At 40.8% G+C, this 15,860-nt stretch carries 10 protein-coding genes and 5 tRNA genes; 11 read left to right on the top strand and 4 right to left on the bottom strand.

Translation table 11 applies throughout. The annotated features are described in order from the left end of the window. Positions 1–23: 23 nt before the first annotated feature. A complete protein-coding gene (gene folD, locus CSC79_RS14895; protein WP_099296537.1) occupies positions 24–878 on the bottom strand; it encodes a bifunctional methylenetetrahydrofolate dehydrogenase/methenyltetrahydrofolate cyclohydrolase FolD in 855 nt (284 codons plus the stop codon). 345 nt (positions 879–1,223) lie between these two features. Here folD and CSC79_RS14890 point away from each other — a divergent pair. The 11 genes from CSC79_RS14890 (at position 1,224) to ppiD (ending at position 10,759) form a co-directional block, all read left to right on the top strand. Further along, positions 1,224–1,300: transfer RNA gene (locus CSC79_RS14890), tRNA-Pro, on the top strand. Between the two features lie 45 nt (positions 1,301–1,345). Continuing rightward, positions 1,346–1,422, top strand: a tRNA-Arg gene (locus tag CSC79_RS14885). A gap of 24 nt (positions 1,423–1,446) precedes the next feature. Further along, positions 1,447–1,522 (top strand) — tRNA-His (locus CSC79_RS14880). 19 nt (positions 1,523–1,541) lie between these two features. Further along, positions 1,542–1,618 (top strand) — tRNA-Pro (locus CSC79_RS14875). Positions 1,619–1,691: 73 nt separating this feature from the next. After that, a tRNA-Pro gene (locus CSC79_RS14870) sits at positions 1,692–1,768 on the top strand. 409 nt (positions 1,769–2,177) lie between these two features. Next, positions 2,178–3,482, top strand: coding sequence for a trigger factor (gene tig, locus CSC79_RS14865; RefSeq protein ID WP_099296536.1), 1,305 nt, complete (start codon positions 2,178–2,180; stop codon positions 3,480–3,482). 165 nt (positions 3,483–3,647) lie between these two features. Next, positions 3,648–4,268 carry an ATP-dependent Clp endopeptidase proteolytic subunit ClpP gene (gene clpP / locus CSC79_RS14860; RefSeq protein WP_099296535.1) on the top strand — a complete coding sequence of 207 codons (621 nt, stop codon included), beginning with the start codon at positions 3,648–3,650 and terminating at the stop codon, positions 4,266–4,268. A gap of 136 nt (positions 4,269–4,404) precedes the next feature. Further along, positions 4,405–5,688 carry an ATP-dependent protease ATP-binding subunit ClpX gene (clpX, locus tag CSC79_RS14855; protein ID WP_099296534.1) on the top strand — a complete coding sequence of 428 codons (1,284 nt, stop codon included), beginning with the start codon at positions 4,405–4,407 and terminating at the stop codon, positions 5,686–5,688. Between the two features lie 148 nt (positions 5,689–5,836). Beyond that, entirely contained in the window at positions 5,837–8,197 is a 2,361-nt protein-coding gene (gene lon / locus CSC79_RS14850) for an endopeptidase La (protein ID WP_099296533.1), read from the top strand. Between the two features lie 184 nt (positions 8,198–8,381). Further along, positions 8,382–8,684, top strand: coding sequence for an HU family DNA-binding protein (locus CSC79_RS14845; protein ID WP_290209683.1), 303 nt, complete (start codon positions 8,382–8,384; stop codon positions 8,682–8,684). Between the two features lie 170 nt (positions 8,685–8,854). Beyond that, positions 8,855–10,759: a peptidylprolyl isomerase gene (gene ppiD / locus CSC79_RS14840; protein WP_099296532.1), complete on the top strand. Its 1,905-nt coding sequence runs from the start codon at positions 8,855–8,857 to the stop codon at positions 10,757–10,759. A gap of 628 nt (positions 10,760–11,387) precedes the next feature. On the opposite strand, the gene CSC79_RS14835 is transcribed toward ppiD, so the two are convergent. The 3 genes from CSC79_RS14835 to CSC79_RS14825 all read right to left on the bottom strand — a co-directional run bounded on the left by CSC79_RS14835 (position 11,388) and on the right by CSC79_RS14825 (position 15,850). After that, entirely contained in the window at positions 11,388–13,208 is a 1,821-nt protein-coding gene (locus CSC79_RS14835) for a DEAD/DEAH box helicase (protein WP_099296531.1), read from the bottom strand. 161 nt (positions 13,209–13,369) lie between these two features. After that, on the bottom strand, positions 13,370–13,633 hold the full coding sequence (locus CSC79_RS14830; RefSeq protein WP_099296530.1) for a GrxA family glutaredoxin: 264 nt from the start codon (positions 13,631–13,633) through the stop codon (positions 13,370–13,372). A gap of 132 nt (positions 13,634–13,765) precedes the next feature. Then, positions 13,766–15,850, bottom strand: coding sequence for a TonB-dependent receptor (locus CSC79_RS14825; RefSeq protein ID WP_099296529.1), 2,085 nt, complete (start codon positions 15,848–15,850; stop codon positions 13,766–13,768). Positions 15,851–15,860 lie beyond the last annotated feature (10 nt).

Genomic DNA, 15,860 nt, shown 5'->3' with positions numbered 1-15,860 from the left:
CCTATTTCAGGACGGGACATTTATTAACTGTGGTATTTCTCACAGGCCTCTAACGTGTTTTCAATCAGGCTTGCAACCGTCATTGGCCCAACACCACCAGGTACAGGCGTAATGAAGTGTGCTTTTTGTTCAGCTATATCATACTGTACATCACCCACGAGTTTGCCCGTATCTAAGCGGTTAATACCGACATCGATAACCATCGCACCTTCTTTAACCCAGTCACCCGGTATAAACTCAGGTTTACCTACCGCAACTACCAGCAAATCAGCACGGCGCACATGCGTCTCTAAATCTTGAGTAAATTTATGGCACACCGTTGTAGTACAACCTGCAAGTAATAACTCTAATGCCATCGGGCGGCCAACGATATTTGATGCACCAACAACTACAGCATGCATCCCTTTATATTTAACGCCTGTAGAATCAAGTAATGTGATAATTCCTTTAGGTGTACAAGGGCGCAATGCAGGCATACGCTGTGCTAAACGGCCGATATTGTAAGGGTGAAAACCATCCACATCTTTTAATGGTGTAATACGCTCAAGAATTTTTTCTGCATCAAGGCCTTCGGGTAAAGGTAATTGAACTAAAATACCGTCTACTGTTTTATCATTATTTAGCTCATCGACTAGATCTAACAGTGCTTGCTCTGATGTATCAGCAGGTAAATCAAATGATTTTGATACAAAACCAACTTCTTCACAGGCTTTGCGCTTTGAACCAACATAGACTTGACTCGCAGGGTCTTGTCCTACAAGTACAACCGCAAGCCCCGGAGCACGTAATCCATTTGCTACTCGTTCACTTACTTTCTCTGCTACTGCACTTCGTACTTGTTTAGCTATTGCCTTACCATCGATGATGTTTGCCGTCATGGGTGACCTTTAATTAGGGTTAGTTAACTTGAAACCGATACATAGCAAGAAACAATCGTTTTTTAAGGGGTAAACGAGACTGGCTTTAACCAGCGCTGTTTGTCTTGCTATTTAGTCTGTCTATTTTCGCAGAAAAGCACCAAAGCGCCAAGTTGCTTTTTTTAGATATGCAGCACAATTAAATAAAACAGTTGAAATTTTAGCTTATTTTTACAATATTTAGGCATTGTGAACTAAAAATGACCGATTGATTTATTTTCTTAAAAAAAGGTTTGACCTAATCCAGTCAAATCACTATTATGCACCCCGTTGTCAACGAGGTCACTCGCAGACAATAGTAAGCATCGGCGATTAGCGCAGTTTGGTAGCGCACTTGGTTTGGGTCCAAGGGGTCGCAGGTTCAAATCCTGCATCGCCGACCACTTTTTAAATAAAGAAGCTTATTGGTTTGCTATGAAGTTTTCGATGCGCCCATAGCTCAGCTGGATAGAGCAACGCCCTTCTAAGGCGTCGGTCGAAGGTTCGAATCCTTCTGGGTGCGCCATTTCGAAAACAAGTAAATGCCGTGGTGATTGTAGCTCAGTTGGTAGAGCCCCGGATTGTGATTCCGGTTGTCGTGGGTTCGAGCCCCATCAGTCACCCCAATTTACAAAAAAAGAATATCGGCGATTAGCGCAGTTTGGTAGCGCACTTGGTTTGGGTCCAAGGGGTCGCAGGTTCAAATCCTGCATCGCCGACCACTTTCTTTAGGAAATGGTCTTAAATTCTCAGTTTAAGTGTTCACAGAAAAATAGAAGTTAATTCTTCATATATCGGCGATTAGCGCAGTTTGGTAGCGCACTTGGTTTGGGTCCAAGGGGTCGCAGGTTCAAATCCTGCATCGCCGACCACTTTCTTTACCTCTAAAGTTAAGTGATATTAAATTTATAATTTCTTCAAAACACAAATAATAAAAATTCTTCATACTATATTTTATAAAACCATTTCATTATTTTTATTCAAAAAAGCAAATGCGCTTAAAAATTGCTATCTAAAACGCCTGTTTTTTATCCTATCACCTTCTATAATGCGCTATCTAACCAAATAATTGCCCCCTAGACTCGACTATCATAAATATTAGGTTATAATGCCGCGTCTATTGTTTAACATAGTGCCCGAAGGGCAGAGCAGCATTGGTATCTTATAGTGGAGATGGGGTTGATAAGTCATTAAATGACTTTGAACGTGCCAAAACGCATAGTGATCACCGTGTTTGTAAGGAAGGCGAACAGTCGCCAAAATTGAAGATTGAGGTAAATCATGCAAGTTTCTGTTGAGACGACTCAAGGCCTTGAGCGCCGTCTGACCATCACCGTTCCTGCAGAGAACGTTGAGACCGAAGTAAAAAAACGCTTACAACAACTGTCTAAAACCCAGCGTATTGATGGTTTCCGTCCAGGTAAAGTACCAACGTCTGTAATCAACAAACGTTATGGTGGCGCAGTGCGTCAAGAAGTTGCTGGTGAACTAATGCAGCGTAACTTCTACGAAGCAATCGTAGCTGAAAAAATCAACCCAGCAGGTACACCTACTTTCGCTCCTAAAGCGTTAGAAGCTGGCAAAGATTTAGAATTCTCTGCAACATTTGAAGTTTACCCTGAAGTTGAAGTTCAAGGTTTAGACAAGATTGCTGTAGAAAAACCAGCTGTTACAGTAACTGACGAAGATTTAGCTAACATGCTAGAAACACTTCGTAAGCAACATGCTGAATGGGCTGATGTTGATGCTGCTGCTGGCGAAAATGACCGTGTAACGGTTGACTTCGAAGGCAAAATCGATGGTGAAGTATTTGAAGGCGGTAAGGCTGAAGACTTCCCACTAGAACTTGGCCAAGGTCGTATGATCCCAGGTTTTGAAGATAACATCGTGGGTAAAAAAGCAGGCGAAGAAGTTGTTGCTGATGTAACGTTCCCTGAAGATTACCATGCTGAAAATCTTAAAGGTAAAGCAGCTCAATTCACTATCACTGTGAAGAAAGTTGAAGCACAAGAACTTCCTGAACTTAGCGAAGAATTCGCAACTAAATTCGGTGTATCTGAAGGTGGCGTTGACGCACTTAAAGAAGAAGTTAAAAAGAACATGACACGTGAACTTGACCAAGCGGTTAAAGCTAACGTGAAAGACCAAGCTATCAAAGGTCTTTTAGCTAACAATGAAATTGATGTGCCTAAAGCGTTAGTAGATCAAGAAATTGATGCATTACGTCAGCAAGCAGCACAACGTTTTGGTGGCGACGCTAAAAACATGCCTGAGCTTCCAGCTGAACTGTTCCATGAGCAAGCTGTAACGCGCGTTAAAACTGGCCTTCTACTAGGCGAAGTAATTAAAGCGAACGAGATCAAAGTAGATGACGCTAAAGTTGAAGCGTTAATCGCTAATGTTGCATCAGCATACGAAGATCCAACTGAAGTAGTAGAATACTACAAAGCAAATGATCAACTTATGCAGCAAATGCGTAATGTAGCAATGGAAGAGCAAGCAGTTGAAGCTATTTTAGCTAAAGCAACCGTGTCTGACGTTGAAAAAGCATTTGATGACATCATGAATCCACAGCAAGGTGCTTAATAAGTCATTGACTTAAGTCCTCGCTAACGATTAAATGGCTCGTGTTACTCTGTATTATACAGCGTGCCCGAGCCATTTTAGTTTGTGGCCTTCAATTTTGCCAAAAAGATAACTATGCTTTTCATAAAATAAGACAAGTATAAGCGCATAAGGAATAGAATAAGTATGAATAACACTGGTATTACAGATCCTCTAAATGCATTAGTTCCAATGGTTGTTGAACAGACAGCAAAAGGCGAGCGCTCGTATGATATTTATTCGAGACTATTAAAAGAGAGAATCATTTTTTTAACGGGTCAAGTTGAAGATAACATGGCAAATCTAATCTTAGCGCAAATGCTATTTTTAGAATCTGAAAACCCTGATAAAGATATCTTTTTATACATAAATTCACCGGGCGGTTCAGTAACTGCAGGTATGGCTATTTACGATACAATGAATTTTATTAAGCCAGATGTAAGCACTATCTGTGTTGGCCAAGCGGCTAGCATGGGGGCATTCTTACTAACAGCTGGTGCAAAAGGTAAGCGTTACTGCCTGCCTAATTCACGTGTGATGATTCACCAACCATTAGGTGGTTTCCAAGGTCAAGCGTCTGACTTTGAAATACACGCCAAAGAAATCCTGTCTATTAAAGACAAGCTTAACCGTTTAATGTCAGAGCATACAGGTCAGCCATTAGACATTATTTCACGTGATACAGATCGTGATAACTTTATGAGCGCTAGCCAAGCTGTTGAATATGGCCTGGTTGATTCAGTGTTCTCGAATCGCGACAGTAAGTAAAAAGTCACTAAGCTAGTATCTCAAGTACTAGCTTAGGTTGATTACACTGTGAAAACCATTATTTTTTGGTATAGTTAAGCGTATTAAAATAGCTGCCACTAATTTTGGCAGCCAACGTATAAGATGAGGTAGCTGAATGTCTGACACTCCTACAGACGGCGACAAAAGTAATAAATTGTTATACTGCTCTTTTTGTGGCAAAAGCCAGCACGAAGTTCGTAAGCTAATTGCAGGCCCTTCAGTATACATTTGTGATGAATGTGTTGAGCTGTGTAACGATATTATCAGGGAAGAAATCAAAGACATTGCGCCAAAGCACAATACGTCTGATAAGCTGCCTGCACCAAAAGAAATTCGTAATCATTTAGATGACTACGTTATTGGTCAGGAGCACGCTAAAAAAGTATTGTCGGTAGCGGTATACAACCACTACAAACGCTTACGTAATCAAAATACAACATCTGATATTGAACTTGGTAAAAGTAACATCTTGCTTATCGGCCCAACAGGTAGTGGTAAAACATTATTGGCAGAGACATTAGCACGCTTACTTGATGTACCATTTACAATGGCAGATGCAACGACACTAACCGAAGCCGGTTATGTGGGTGAAGATGTTGAAAACATCATTCAAAAGCTATTGCAAAAGTGTGACTACGACGTAGAAAAAGCACAGCGTGGTATCGTTTATATTGATGAAATCGATAAAATTTCACGTAAATCTGATAACCCATCAATTACCCGCGATGTATCAGGTGAAGGTGTACAGCAAGCCTTACTTAAATTAATTGAAGGCACTGTTGCATCAGTACCGCCACAAGGCGGTCGTAAACATCCACAACAAGAATTTTTGCAGGTTGATACCTCTAAAATCTTATTTATATGTGGTGGTGCATTTGCAGGGCTTGATAAAGTAATTGAGCAACGTAGCCATAAAAACACTGGCATAGGCTTCGGTGTTAGCGTTAAAGAGTCGGCTGCGAGTCGCTCTTTGAGTGAAACATTTAAAGACGTAGAACCAGAGGATTTAGTTAAGTACGGTTTGATCCCTGAGTTTATTGGCCGTTTACCTGTTGTTGCTACTTTAACCGAGTTAGACGAAGCTGCATTAGTGCAAATCTTAGATGAGCCTAAAAATGCACTGACTAAGCAGTACAGCGCACTATTTGGTATGGAAGACGTGGAACTTGAGTTTCGTGAAGATGCTTTACGCGCTATTGCTCATAAAGCAATGGAACGTAAAACGGGTGCACGTGGCTTGCGTTCAATTGTTGAAGCCGTACTACTCGATACCATGTATGAACTTCCATCTATGGAAGAAGTCAGCAAAGTGGTTATTGATGAAACGGTCATCAAAGGTGAGTCAGACCCAATTTTGATTTACCAAAGTGCCAGCCAAGATAAAGCTGCATCAGAGTGAAATTTAATCACTAATAATTGAAAAAGGAGCCTAAGGCTCCTTTTTTTATAATTTTTTCTTACAAATGACATAAATTGTTGAACTTTACTTAGGTTATCCCCATATACTTGAGTAATCATTAAAATAAATGAAGAGCGAAGAGAATATAATGACGCTTGAGAGAACAGATCGAGTCGAAATCCCGGTGCTGGCACTGCGCGATGTTGTGGTATACCCGCACATGGTGATCCCGCTTTTTGTAGGCCGCGAAAAATCCATTAAATGCCTTGAAGCGGCAATGGATAAAGACAAACAAATTTTCCTTGTTGCGCAAAAAGACGCAACAGTAGATGAACCAGAGCGAGACGATATCTATCGTGTTGGTACAATTGCCACTGTTTTACAGCTGCTAAAATTGCCTGACGGTACTGTAAAAGTACTGGTAGAAGGTATTCAGCGCGCAAAACTTGAAGATTTCGTTGATAACGAAGATTTCTTTGTAGCGAATGCGCAGTTTATCAGCTCTGAAGAAATAGAAGAGCAAGAACAAGATATTTTTATCAGCAGTGCGATCAGTCAATTTGAAGGCTATGTCAAGCTCAATAAAAAAATTCCACCAGAAGTATTAACCTCTGTAAGTGGTATTGATGAAGCGCCACGTCTCGCTGATACAATGGCTGCACATATGCCATTGAAAGTACCTGAAAAACAAAAAGTGCTTGAAATCGCCGATGTTACTGAACGCCTAGAATACCTAATGGCGTTGATGGAAGGTGAAATAGACTTATTGCAAGTTGAGAAGAAAATTCGTACACGCGTTAAAAAGCAGATGGAAAAATCTCAACGTGAGTATTACCTCAATGAGCAAATGAAGGCTATTCAAAAAGAACTAGGTGAACTTGATGACGTACCCGATGAATTCGAAGCGCTGAAAAAGCGTATTGAAGAGTCAGGTATGAGCAGCGATGCACAAGAAAAAGCCAATTCAGAATTAGCTAAGTTAAAAATGATGTCGCCAATGTCGGCTGAAGCCACTGTTGTGCGCTCATATATTGATACGCTAATTAACGTACCATGGAAAAAACGCTCTAAGGTGAAAAAAGACCTTGCCGGCGCGCAAAAGATTTTAGATAGCGATCATCATGGTCTTGATAAAGTTAAAGAACGCATTATTGAATACCTCGCAGTTCAACAGCGTACTAATAAACTTAAAGGTCCGATCTTGTGTTTAGTGGGTCCTCCTGGTGTTGGTAAAACCTCATTGGGGCAGTCGATTGCTCGCTCAACTGGTCGTAAGTATATTCGTATGGCGCTAGGTGGTGTGCGTGATGAAGCTGAAATACGCGGCCATCGTCGTACTTATATCGGTTCAATGCCAGGTAAACTGATTCAAAATATGAGTAAAGTGGGCGTTAAAAACCCATTATTCTTATTAGATGAAATCGACAAAATGTCGTCTGATATGCGTGGCGACCCAGCATCAGCACTATTGGAAGTTCTTGATCCTGAGCAAAACAGCCATTTTGCGGATCATTACTTAGAAGTTGATTACGACTTATCAGACGTTATGTTTGTTGCTACATCAAATAGCTTTAATATTCCCGGTCCATTATTAGACAGAATGGAAGTAATTCGTTTATCGGGTTACACCGAAGATGAAAAACTAAACATTGCTAAAGAACATTTAATTCCAAAGCAAATCAAACGCAATGGTCTTAAAAACAACGAAGTTGTAATAGAAGACAGTGCTATCGTGGGTATTATTCGCTACTACACCCGCGAAGCCGGTGTACGTAACTTAGAACGTGAAGTGTCTAAATTATGCCGTAAAGCTGTAAAGAACATCTTGCTTGAGAAAGAAACAAAAGTAGTCACTATCGATGAGCAAAACTTAGAAGATTTCTTAGGTGTGCAGCGTTTTGATTACGGTAAAGCTGAAGATGGTGACCGTATCGGTCAAGTAACAGGTCTAGCGTGGACAGAAGTAGGCGGCGATTTATTAACAATCGAATGCGCAGCTGTACCAGGTAAAGGCAAGTTAAGTTATACGGGTTCACTGGGTGATGTAATGCAAGAGTCGATTCAAGCGGCGATGACTGTAGTACGTAACCGTGCTGATACCTTCCGTATTAATGATGATTTTTATGAAAAGCGTGACATCCATGTACACGTACCTGAAGGTGCTACGCCAAAAGACGGGCCAAGTGCAGGTGCTGCGATGGTCACTGGTTTAGTGTCCAGCTTAACGGGTAATCCAGTAAAAGCAGATGTAGCGATGACTGGTGAAATAACACTACGTGGTGAAGTATTACCAATTGGTGGTCTTAAAGAAAAATTATTGGCGGCGCATCGTGGTGGAATTAAAACCGTTATCATCCCAAAAATTAACGAACGTGACTTAAAAGAGATCCCTGACAATGTGTTGGCAGGCCTTGATATTCACCCTGTTACATGGATTGATGAGGTTTTAAAATTAGCACTTGTGCACCCAGTTGAAAGTTTTTCAGTCGAAACGGCTAAAAACCAGTAAAAAACCTAAAAAAAGTGCTTTAAAGGGCTTTTCAAATCCAGATGGTATGATAAGTTAAGCACTGGTTTTCAAGCCTAGGCCTTATGTAGCCTAGGCTTAAGAAAAAATATAATCGTATGAGCATGAAATAGTTTGCTCCAAATTTTCAAAACAGTGATGTTAGTTTAAAAAACAATCGCTCTTGATAATAACAATGAAAGAGGATGATATTGTGAATAAATCTCAATTAATCGATCAAATCGCAGCTGACGCTGACATTTCTAAAGCGGCTGCAGGTCGTGCACTAGATTCATTCATCGAGTCTGTATCTGGCGCTCTTAAAGATGGCGATTCAGTAGCACTTGTAGGTTTCGGTACTTTTTCTGTACGTGAACGTGCAGCGCGTTCAGGCCGCAACCCACAAACTGGCGAGACAATTCAAATCGCCGCAGCAACTATCCCAGCTTTCAAAGCGGGTAAAGCGCTTAAAGATGCATGTAATAGCTAATTATTGTTTTCAATGAGTTAGTTTTGGCAGTTAAAGAAGCTCGTCGCTTTTTAGCACAAACAGCTATCTTTATCGCCAACAGCTTCAAGAAAAAAAGCGTATCTGGTAAGATACGCTTTTTTTACATGAGCTAGGCGATTTCTGCCTCAGAATAGAATAGAGATAAATAAATGCTTGAGAAAATCAGAGAAGGTTCGCAAGGACCGGTAGCCAAAGTTATTTTAGGTGCAGTGATTTTATCTTTTGCTTTAGCAGGGATCGGTGGTTACTTAGGTCAGACCACAGAGCAGCCAGTTGCTGAAGTAAATGGTATTAAAATTAGCCAAACAGAATTTAGCCGTGCATACCAGAATGAGCGTAATCGATTAGAACAGCAATTTGGCGAATACTTCGCACAAATTTCTGCTGATCCAAATTACATGGCGCAAATTCGCCAAGGTGTTGTTGATCGTCTAGTACAGCAAGAGTTGCAAACACAACTTGCTCACGAGTTAGGCCTTCGAGTAAGCGATGACAGTGTTAAAAAAGCAATTTTAGAATTACCATACTTTCAAATTGGTGGTCAGTTCAATAACGACCGTTACTTGCAAGTTATTCGTCAGATGAATTTCCAACCGGATGCATTTCGTGAATTTCTTCGTGAAGACATGACGCGCAGCCAGCTTATTTCTGCTGTAGCGGGAACGGACTTTGCGCTTGATAACGAGTTGGCGAGCACTGTTGCTCTTCAGCAGCAAACACGTGCGATTGATTACGTTGTAATCAGTAAAGAGTCGCTTCAAGAAGGTGTAGAAGTTACCGAGCAAGAAATTACTGATTACTACGACCTTAATACTTCACAATTTATGGCTCCAGAACAAGTAGCGGTCAGCTATATTGACTTAAATGCGGCTGAATTAAATTTACAAAGTAATGTCACTGAAGAGCAAGTAAAAGCGTATTATGAGCAAAACAGTGCACAATACTTAGAGCCAGAAAAACGTCGTGTATCACATATATTAATCGATAACAGTGAAGACGATGATGCGGCAAAAAGTAAAGCAGAAGACTTGTTAGTACAATTACAACAAGGCGCTGATTTTTCAGCACTAGCTGAGTCGTCATCCGATGATATTGTCAGCGCTGAAATGGGCGGTGATTTAGATTGGATTGAACGCGACATGATGGATCCTGCATTTGAAGAGGCTGCCTTTGCACTCAATGCAACGGGTGATTTCACTGATGTGGTTGAATCTGAATTTGGCTATCATATCATCCAGTTAACAGATATCCAGCGCCAACAAACTAAGGCGTACGATGATGTGAAAGCGGATTTACGTGCAGAGCTTGAGCGCACTGAAAAAGTGAATGCTTTCTATGAGAAGCAAACACAAATGAGTGAAGTTGCATTTGAAATGTCTGATAACTTAGTTGATGCAGCAGAAGTTGTTAATGTTGAAGTGACAACAACCCCTTTACTTGCACGCAATGCTTTACCAGAGCCATTAAATACACCAGCGGTGATGAGTGCTATTTTCTCACCAGATGTGCTTGAAGACGGTATGAACTCAGAAGTAATAGAAATTGCTGATGAGCGTGTTGTTATTGTTCGTGTTAGCGAGTATGTACCAGCTGCGACTAAGCCATTAAATGATGTGTCTGAACAAATCAAAGCTCGTTTAGTTAGTCAAAAAGCATCTGAGCTTGCAAAAGAAAAGGCGTCTGAACTATTTGCAGAAATCTCATCAGGCAAGACCTTAACAGCACTTGCATCTGAACAAGGTTTAGAGGTTCGTAATGAAGCTGCACTTACTCGTCAAGCATTCACAGTTTCACCTGCGATTGTTCAGCAAGTATTTAAAATGGCTCGCCCTGAAGGGAACCCTGTTGTTGATAAAGTAGAGCTTAATAATGGTGACGCTGCAATTGTTGCACTTAAGTCAGTGACGAATGGCACTGTTCAGGGTGAAATTGAAGCACAGCAAAAGCAAAACATTACTATGAGCCAAGTAAATAAAAACTACATGGTTTTCATTGATGCATTAAAAGCTAAAGCAGAGTTAAACCTGCCAGCACAAGCAACAACTGCTGAGTAAAAAAAGTTTAGTTAATTATTAAAAAGCGCCGCGAGGCGCTTTTTTTATGCCTAAAATTTAATGGGTATGACGCACTAAACAAGAGCTACATTATGAGAAGTGATATTTTTAAAGGTTTTCTTGTTGTGTTAATAAAGAGGACATCTATCGTCGAACTACAATCCTTATTTAGCGCATGTAAAAGGGCAAGTGTTTAAGTCAAATATTAGCTCTGAAGGGACTTTAGCCATGTTCTTAAGTAATGAATTGATATCAAATAACAAAGGTATTTATCCGGCTTCAGTCGGGCACTTTTAGCGATAACAGGCCAATTTACGCGTCAATAGCTGGCCTATTGCATGTCAATTCAACGCAGGTAGCATTGAAAGTAGCCGCTATAGATAGCTTTATTACCCAAAGTTCAGATAAGTACATAGTAGTGAGTTGTTAAGGCTCTCTAAGCTTCTCTCAAGGTATTTTATGATTAGTGATGAGCAGGTGTGAACTCTAGTGTCATAATACGCCAGAGCGCATTTGAACACCTTTTATGCATGAAGTCTTTTATGTGGAAATACTTCGGAGGAGGAAACAAAAAAGCCTTATCAAATTAATGAAAAGGCTTTTTAGTCGACTATCTGAACTAAGTAACTTAGTTAGATGTAAAGCTCACTGGACGACGTTCTTTACGAGGACCGCTACGCTTATCACCGCGTTGGTTGTCTTTGTTAAAGTTACGCTTTCTGTCTCCGCTAGGGCGTTCAGAGCGTTCGCCGCGTGGCTCAGCTGGGCCTTGATCTTGAGTCAATGTCATACCCATTGGGCGTTTACAAATAAACACCTTTTGGAAGTGATCAAGTACATCTTTAGGCATGTTTTGCGGTAATTGTACCGTACTGTGACTGTCGTGAAGACGAATGTCACCAATAAACTTGCTTGAGATATCAGCTTCGTTAGCGATTGCACCCACAATGTTCTTAACTTGAACACCATGTTCACGACCTACTTCGATACGGTAAGTATCCATAGGACCTGCATCACGGCTATTACGCTCACGAGGTTTACGCTCAGTGCGCTCACCACCACGTTCGTTACGACGACCACGGTCACCACGTTCATTGCGTGGATTACGCTCATTGCGCTCACGTGGTTGAATCTTAACTTCTTCAACTTTGATTGGCGATTGTTGCTGTGCTAAACACAGTAATGCGCCGGCTAAGTCTTCAGGAGCAAGGTCAAGTTTTTGTGCCATGTTAGCAGCAACTTCATTGAAGAAAGTGATATCTTTATTTTCAAGAGCAAGGGTAAGCTTCTCTTGTAATGCATTGATACGTTTTTCTTCAACAACTTTAGCTGTTGGTAGTTCAACTTGGGCAATTTCAGATTTAGTATGACGAATGATATTTTTAAGTAAATAACGCTCGTTATGCTTAACGAATAAAATTGCTTTACCAGTACGACCAGCACGACCTGTACGGCCGATACGGTGAACGTAGGCTTCAGAGTCTTGTGGAATATCGTAGTTGATAACTAAGCTTAAACGGTCAACATCAAGACCACGAGCAGCTACGTCTGTTGCAATAACAACGTTTAGCATGCCGCTTTTTAAGCGATCAACAGTACGTTCACGTGCTTGCTGGTTCATATCACCATTAAGAGGCGCAGCAGAGAAACCTTCGCGCTCTAATAATTCAGCAAGTTGAACTGTGTCGTTACGTGTACGTACGAAAACAATTGCACCTTCGTATTGTTCAGCTTCTAAGAAGCGTACGATGGCTTTGTTTTTATGTACGTGAGCATTCCAAAATACTTGCTCAACTGAAGATACAGTCGAGTTACGTGCAGAAATATGAACCTGTTCAGGGTTATTCATATATTTGCTGCTGATATTTTGGATTTGCTTAGGCATAGTCGCAGAGAAAAGACATGTTTGCTTTTCACGCGGCGTTTTTTCCATGATGTTTTCAACATCATCGATAAAGCCCATGCGTAACATTTCATCGGCTTCATCAAGTACAAGTGCTTGCAAAGCATCAAACTTGATTGTGCCACGGTTAATGTGATCGATTAAGCGACCAGGCGTTGCGACAATAATTTGCGCGCCACGACGAAGTGCACTTAATTGGATGCTGTAGCTTTGGCCACCATAAAGTGCCAATACTTCTACACCACGAGTGTGTTTTGCATATTGTTCAAATGCCTCAGCAACTTGGATCGCAAGCTCACGGGTTGGTGTGAGTACAAGGATCTGTGGCTGTTTCACAGACGGGTCAATATTGTTTAGTAATGGCAGTGCAAATGCTGCTGTTTTACCTGTACCCGTTTGTGCTAGTCCCAGTACGTCCTTTCTTTCTAGCAATAACGGTATACATTGAGCTTGGATTTCAGATGGTGTCTTGTAACCCAACTCTTCAACTGCCTTTAAAATTGCAGGAGAAAGATTTAGAGATTCAAACGTGACTGGTTCTGACATTAATACGCCTCAACGAATTTAAAGAGGCGCGCATTGTATAGGAAATACGAGGCAATTGCTTGTATAAATTACAACTAATTTATATGTGCTTGATGTTGATTGAAATTTAACCAGCTCAATATTCGCTCAAGTTGAACTGGTTAATAATAACAACGCAATACTTATTTGTATAAGCCGAGGTTTTCTTTTGCGTAAGCTTCAAATTCAGTGAACCCACCGATGTGAGCTTGGTCTACAAAAATTTGCGGAACAGTCGGGCATGGTTTACCAGCAGACTGTTCTAGATCTTCTTTGCTAATGCCTTCTTTGATAATATCAATATAACGAAATTTGAAGTCATCACGTTCATCAGCTAATTTTTGTGCAACATCTTTTGCACGAACACAAAATGGGCAGCCTTCACGGCCAAAAATTACAGTTAACATATCGCTCTCCTCGATTTGGTTTTGTCTATCTTATCTAACTGAAGCAAAATATACAGTGTAAAAAAACGATTAGTTAATTCTATTTAAATGATGAGCTCGAGTGATTAATGACACTACGAGCTCATCAAATAGTTAGAAGGTGAGGCTGAAGCCAATTGAAGGGCGCATCTCAAAATCGTCATCACTTTCTTTGATAATTAAATCATTCGTTGAGGACACTTTTTGATAGTCTAAATCTATACTGCTTGTATTACCTTGGCCGTATGCGTTCATTAGTTCTAAAATTAAAACGCCATCTAACCCCCAAAAGTCTGTTTCACGTTCGAAACGAATATCAAGGCGATGATATACATCAAATCGCTTGGAGAACGGGTCGCCGTATTCAGGTAAAAACCGCCCCTCAAATTCGGGGTTTTCTTTCACACCAATAATAGGGGTGTAAGTTTGACCACTGCGTGCTGTGAAGTTAAAGCCACCTTGCCACTTTTCACTGATTTGATAATTAAACACCATATTGACAACTAAAGGGGTGTCTGCGTAATAGTCTCGGGTTATGTTTTGGCGTTGATCAGTACGCTCACTTTTTGCATAGCTCACAGCGAGCCAGCCATACCATTTATCCGTTTTATTTTTATTAATTAATAAGTCAACACCGTAAGCGCGCCCTGTGACATCGTTGCTGTAAAGTGTTGCTGCGTCAGGGTAGTTATTTAATGCTAATGGTAAATCGTCCATGGTTTTATAATACCCTTCAACAGACCATGTCCAATCACCCGCAAGTTCTTGTGCAAAACCTAGACTGCCATGTTTTGAGGTTTGCGAACGTAAATTAGGGTTACCATGCTCTGGTAATAGGTAGTCAACATCTTGCATACGGTTATAGTGGCCATATTTGGCGTTAATACTGTTACGATCATTAATAAAGTAGGTAAGCGCAAGGCGTGGCATAACAAAATCTTCATCGGTGTAATCATTGCTCTGATACTGTACACCCACTTCACTTTGCCATTGCTCATTGATATCCCAAATATGACTAGCACCAACAAAGTATTTATCAAGTGCGAGGCTGTCTTTGCCCGTGATGCGTTCGCCTTTATTTAAATCACAATCAGGGTCCAGCTCAGTACAAAGATACTGAAAACCATCGTAACTGTAAGTTGTGTCGTTATCAAAATAAGCAGCATCAAATACAAGTTGCTGCGCTTTATTGATGCGCCAATTTAAGCGGCCTTTATAGGTGATTTGTTTTTCCTGTTCTTCTTCAAAAAAACCATCACTCAAGGTGGCGCGTTTACCGTATTCTAATCGCCCTGAATGATCGAGTGCACCAATACCTAACCGTAAACTAAAGTCTTTATTAAAGTGATCCCACAAAATACTTTGGCTGGTAAATTCGCGAATGAAATCAGCATCGCCTTGATATTCTGGATTTTTTAGTGATAATTCGGCACGCTGATTAAAACCTGCTGCAACTGAATCTTTAGCGCCTGTAAATGATACCGTAAGTGCATTTTTATCATTGATGTCCCAAATCCACTTTCCTTGATAGTCATGATCATCAGGCGCATCGTTAATGGTGACACCACTGAGCTCTCCATCGTCATCTTCAAGCTCTTCACCCTTTGAGAAAAATAGGGGTAAGGTACTTTTTCGCCCTGATAAATAAAATGCGGTGTTTTCTGTTAACTGTCCTTCCATAAAAACACCGGCATTAAACATTGTAAAATCCAGTGTGGTTGTAATCGGTTGGTACTTTGGGTTAAGCAGTGTTACGTCAAACACGGCACCAGTGGCATTGCTATAGCTGGAACCGTAGCCTGCCGAGTAAAACTGAAAATCTTGAATTAAATAACGATTAAAAATGGAGCTGCCAAAGTCATGAAAGATATAGCCTGCAGGCATAAAGTCAACTTCAAATAGGTTGTCATCAGGTGATGAACCACGTACAGCTGGCTCACTCATTGAGCCACCCGCAGCAACGACACCTGGTAATGCAAAAACAGCACGGAGCGGGTCGCCCATTGCGCCGGGCATAGTGACTAATTTTTCAGTGTTTTCTGTTATTTCACTGGTGATACTGCTGCGTTTATAGACAACGTCTATATGTTCCATTGTGTCTTTATTTGTTGATGAATCAGTATTTGCCTGTGCTAATAGTGGCAAGCAAAGGGCAAGCGGCGTTAAACAAAAAAGTGTGTTCAGTTGGTTGGCTATCATGTCTCTTCCA

It is taken from the genome of Pseudoalteromonas sp. 3D05, assembly GCF_002723455.1.
Taxonomy (GTDB): domain Bacteria; phylum Pseudomonadota; class Gammaproteobacteria; order Enterobacterales; family Alteromonadaceae; genus Pseudoalteromonas.
The sequence above is the reverse complement of the archived record's forward strand: the minus strand, read 5'-3'. Positions and strand labels throughout refer to the sequence as shown.

What these genes read in the sequence shown, in the direction of transcription:
- folD (WP_099296537.1), bottom strand. Translation starts at nt 878, where the DNA reads ATGACGGCAAACATCATCGATGGTAAGGCAATAGCTAAACAAGTACGA.
- tig (WP_099296536.1), top strand. Translation starts at nt 2,178, where the DNA reads ATGCAAGTTTCTGTTGAGACGACTCAAGGCCTTGAGCGCCGTCTGACC.
- clpP (WP_099296535.1), top strand. Translation starts at nt 3,648, where the DNA reads ATGAATAACACTGGTATTACAGATCCTCTAAATGCATTAGTTCCAATG.
- clpX (WP_099296534.1), top strand. Translation starts at nt 4,405, where the DNA reads ATGTCTGACACTCCTACAGACGGCGACAAAAGTAATAAATTGTTATAC.
- lon (WP_099296533.1), top strand. Translation starts at nt 5,837, where the DNA reads ATGACGCTTGAGAGAACAGATCGAGTCGAAATCCCGGTGCTGGCACTG.
- ppiD (WP_099296532.1), top strand. Translation starts at nt 8,855, where the DNA reads ATGCTTGAGAAAATCAGAGAAGGTTCGCAAGGACCGGTAGCCAAAGTT.
- CSC79_RS14835 (WP_099296531.1), bottom strand. Translation starts at nt 13,208, where the DNA reads ATGTCAGAACCAGTCACGTTTGAATCTCTAAATCTTTCTCCTGCAATT.
- CSC79_RS14830 (WP_099296530.1), bottom strand. Translation starts at nt 13,633, where the DNA reads ATGTTAACTGTAATTTTTGGCCGTGAAGGCTGCCCATTTTGTGTTCGT.
- CSC79_RS14825 (WP_099296529.1), bottom strand. Translation starts at nt 15,850, where the DNA reads ATGATAGCCAACCAACTGAACACACTTTTTTGTTTAACGCCGCTTGCC.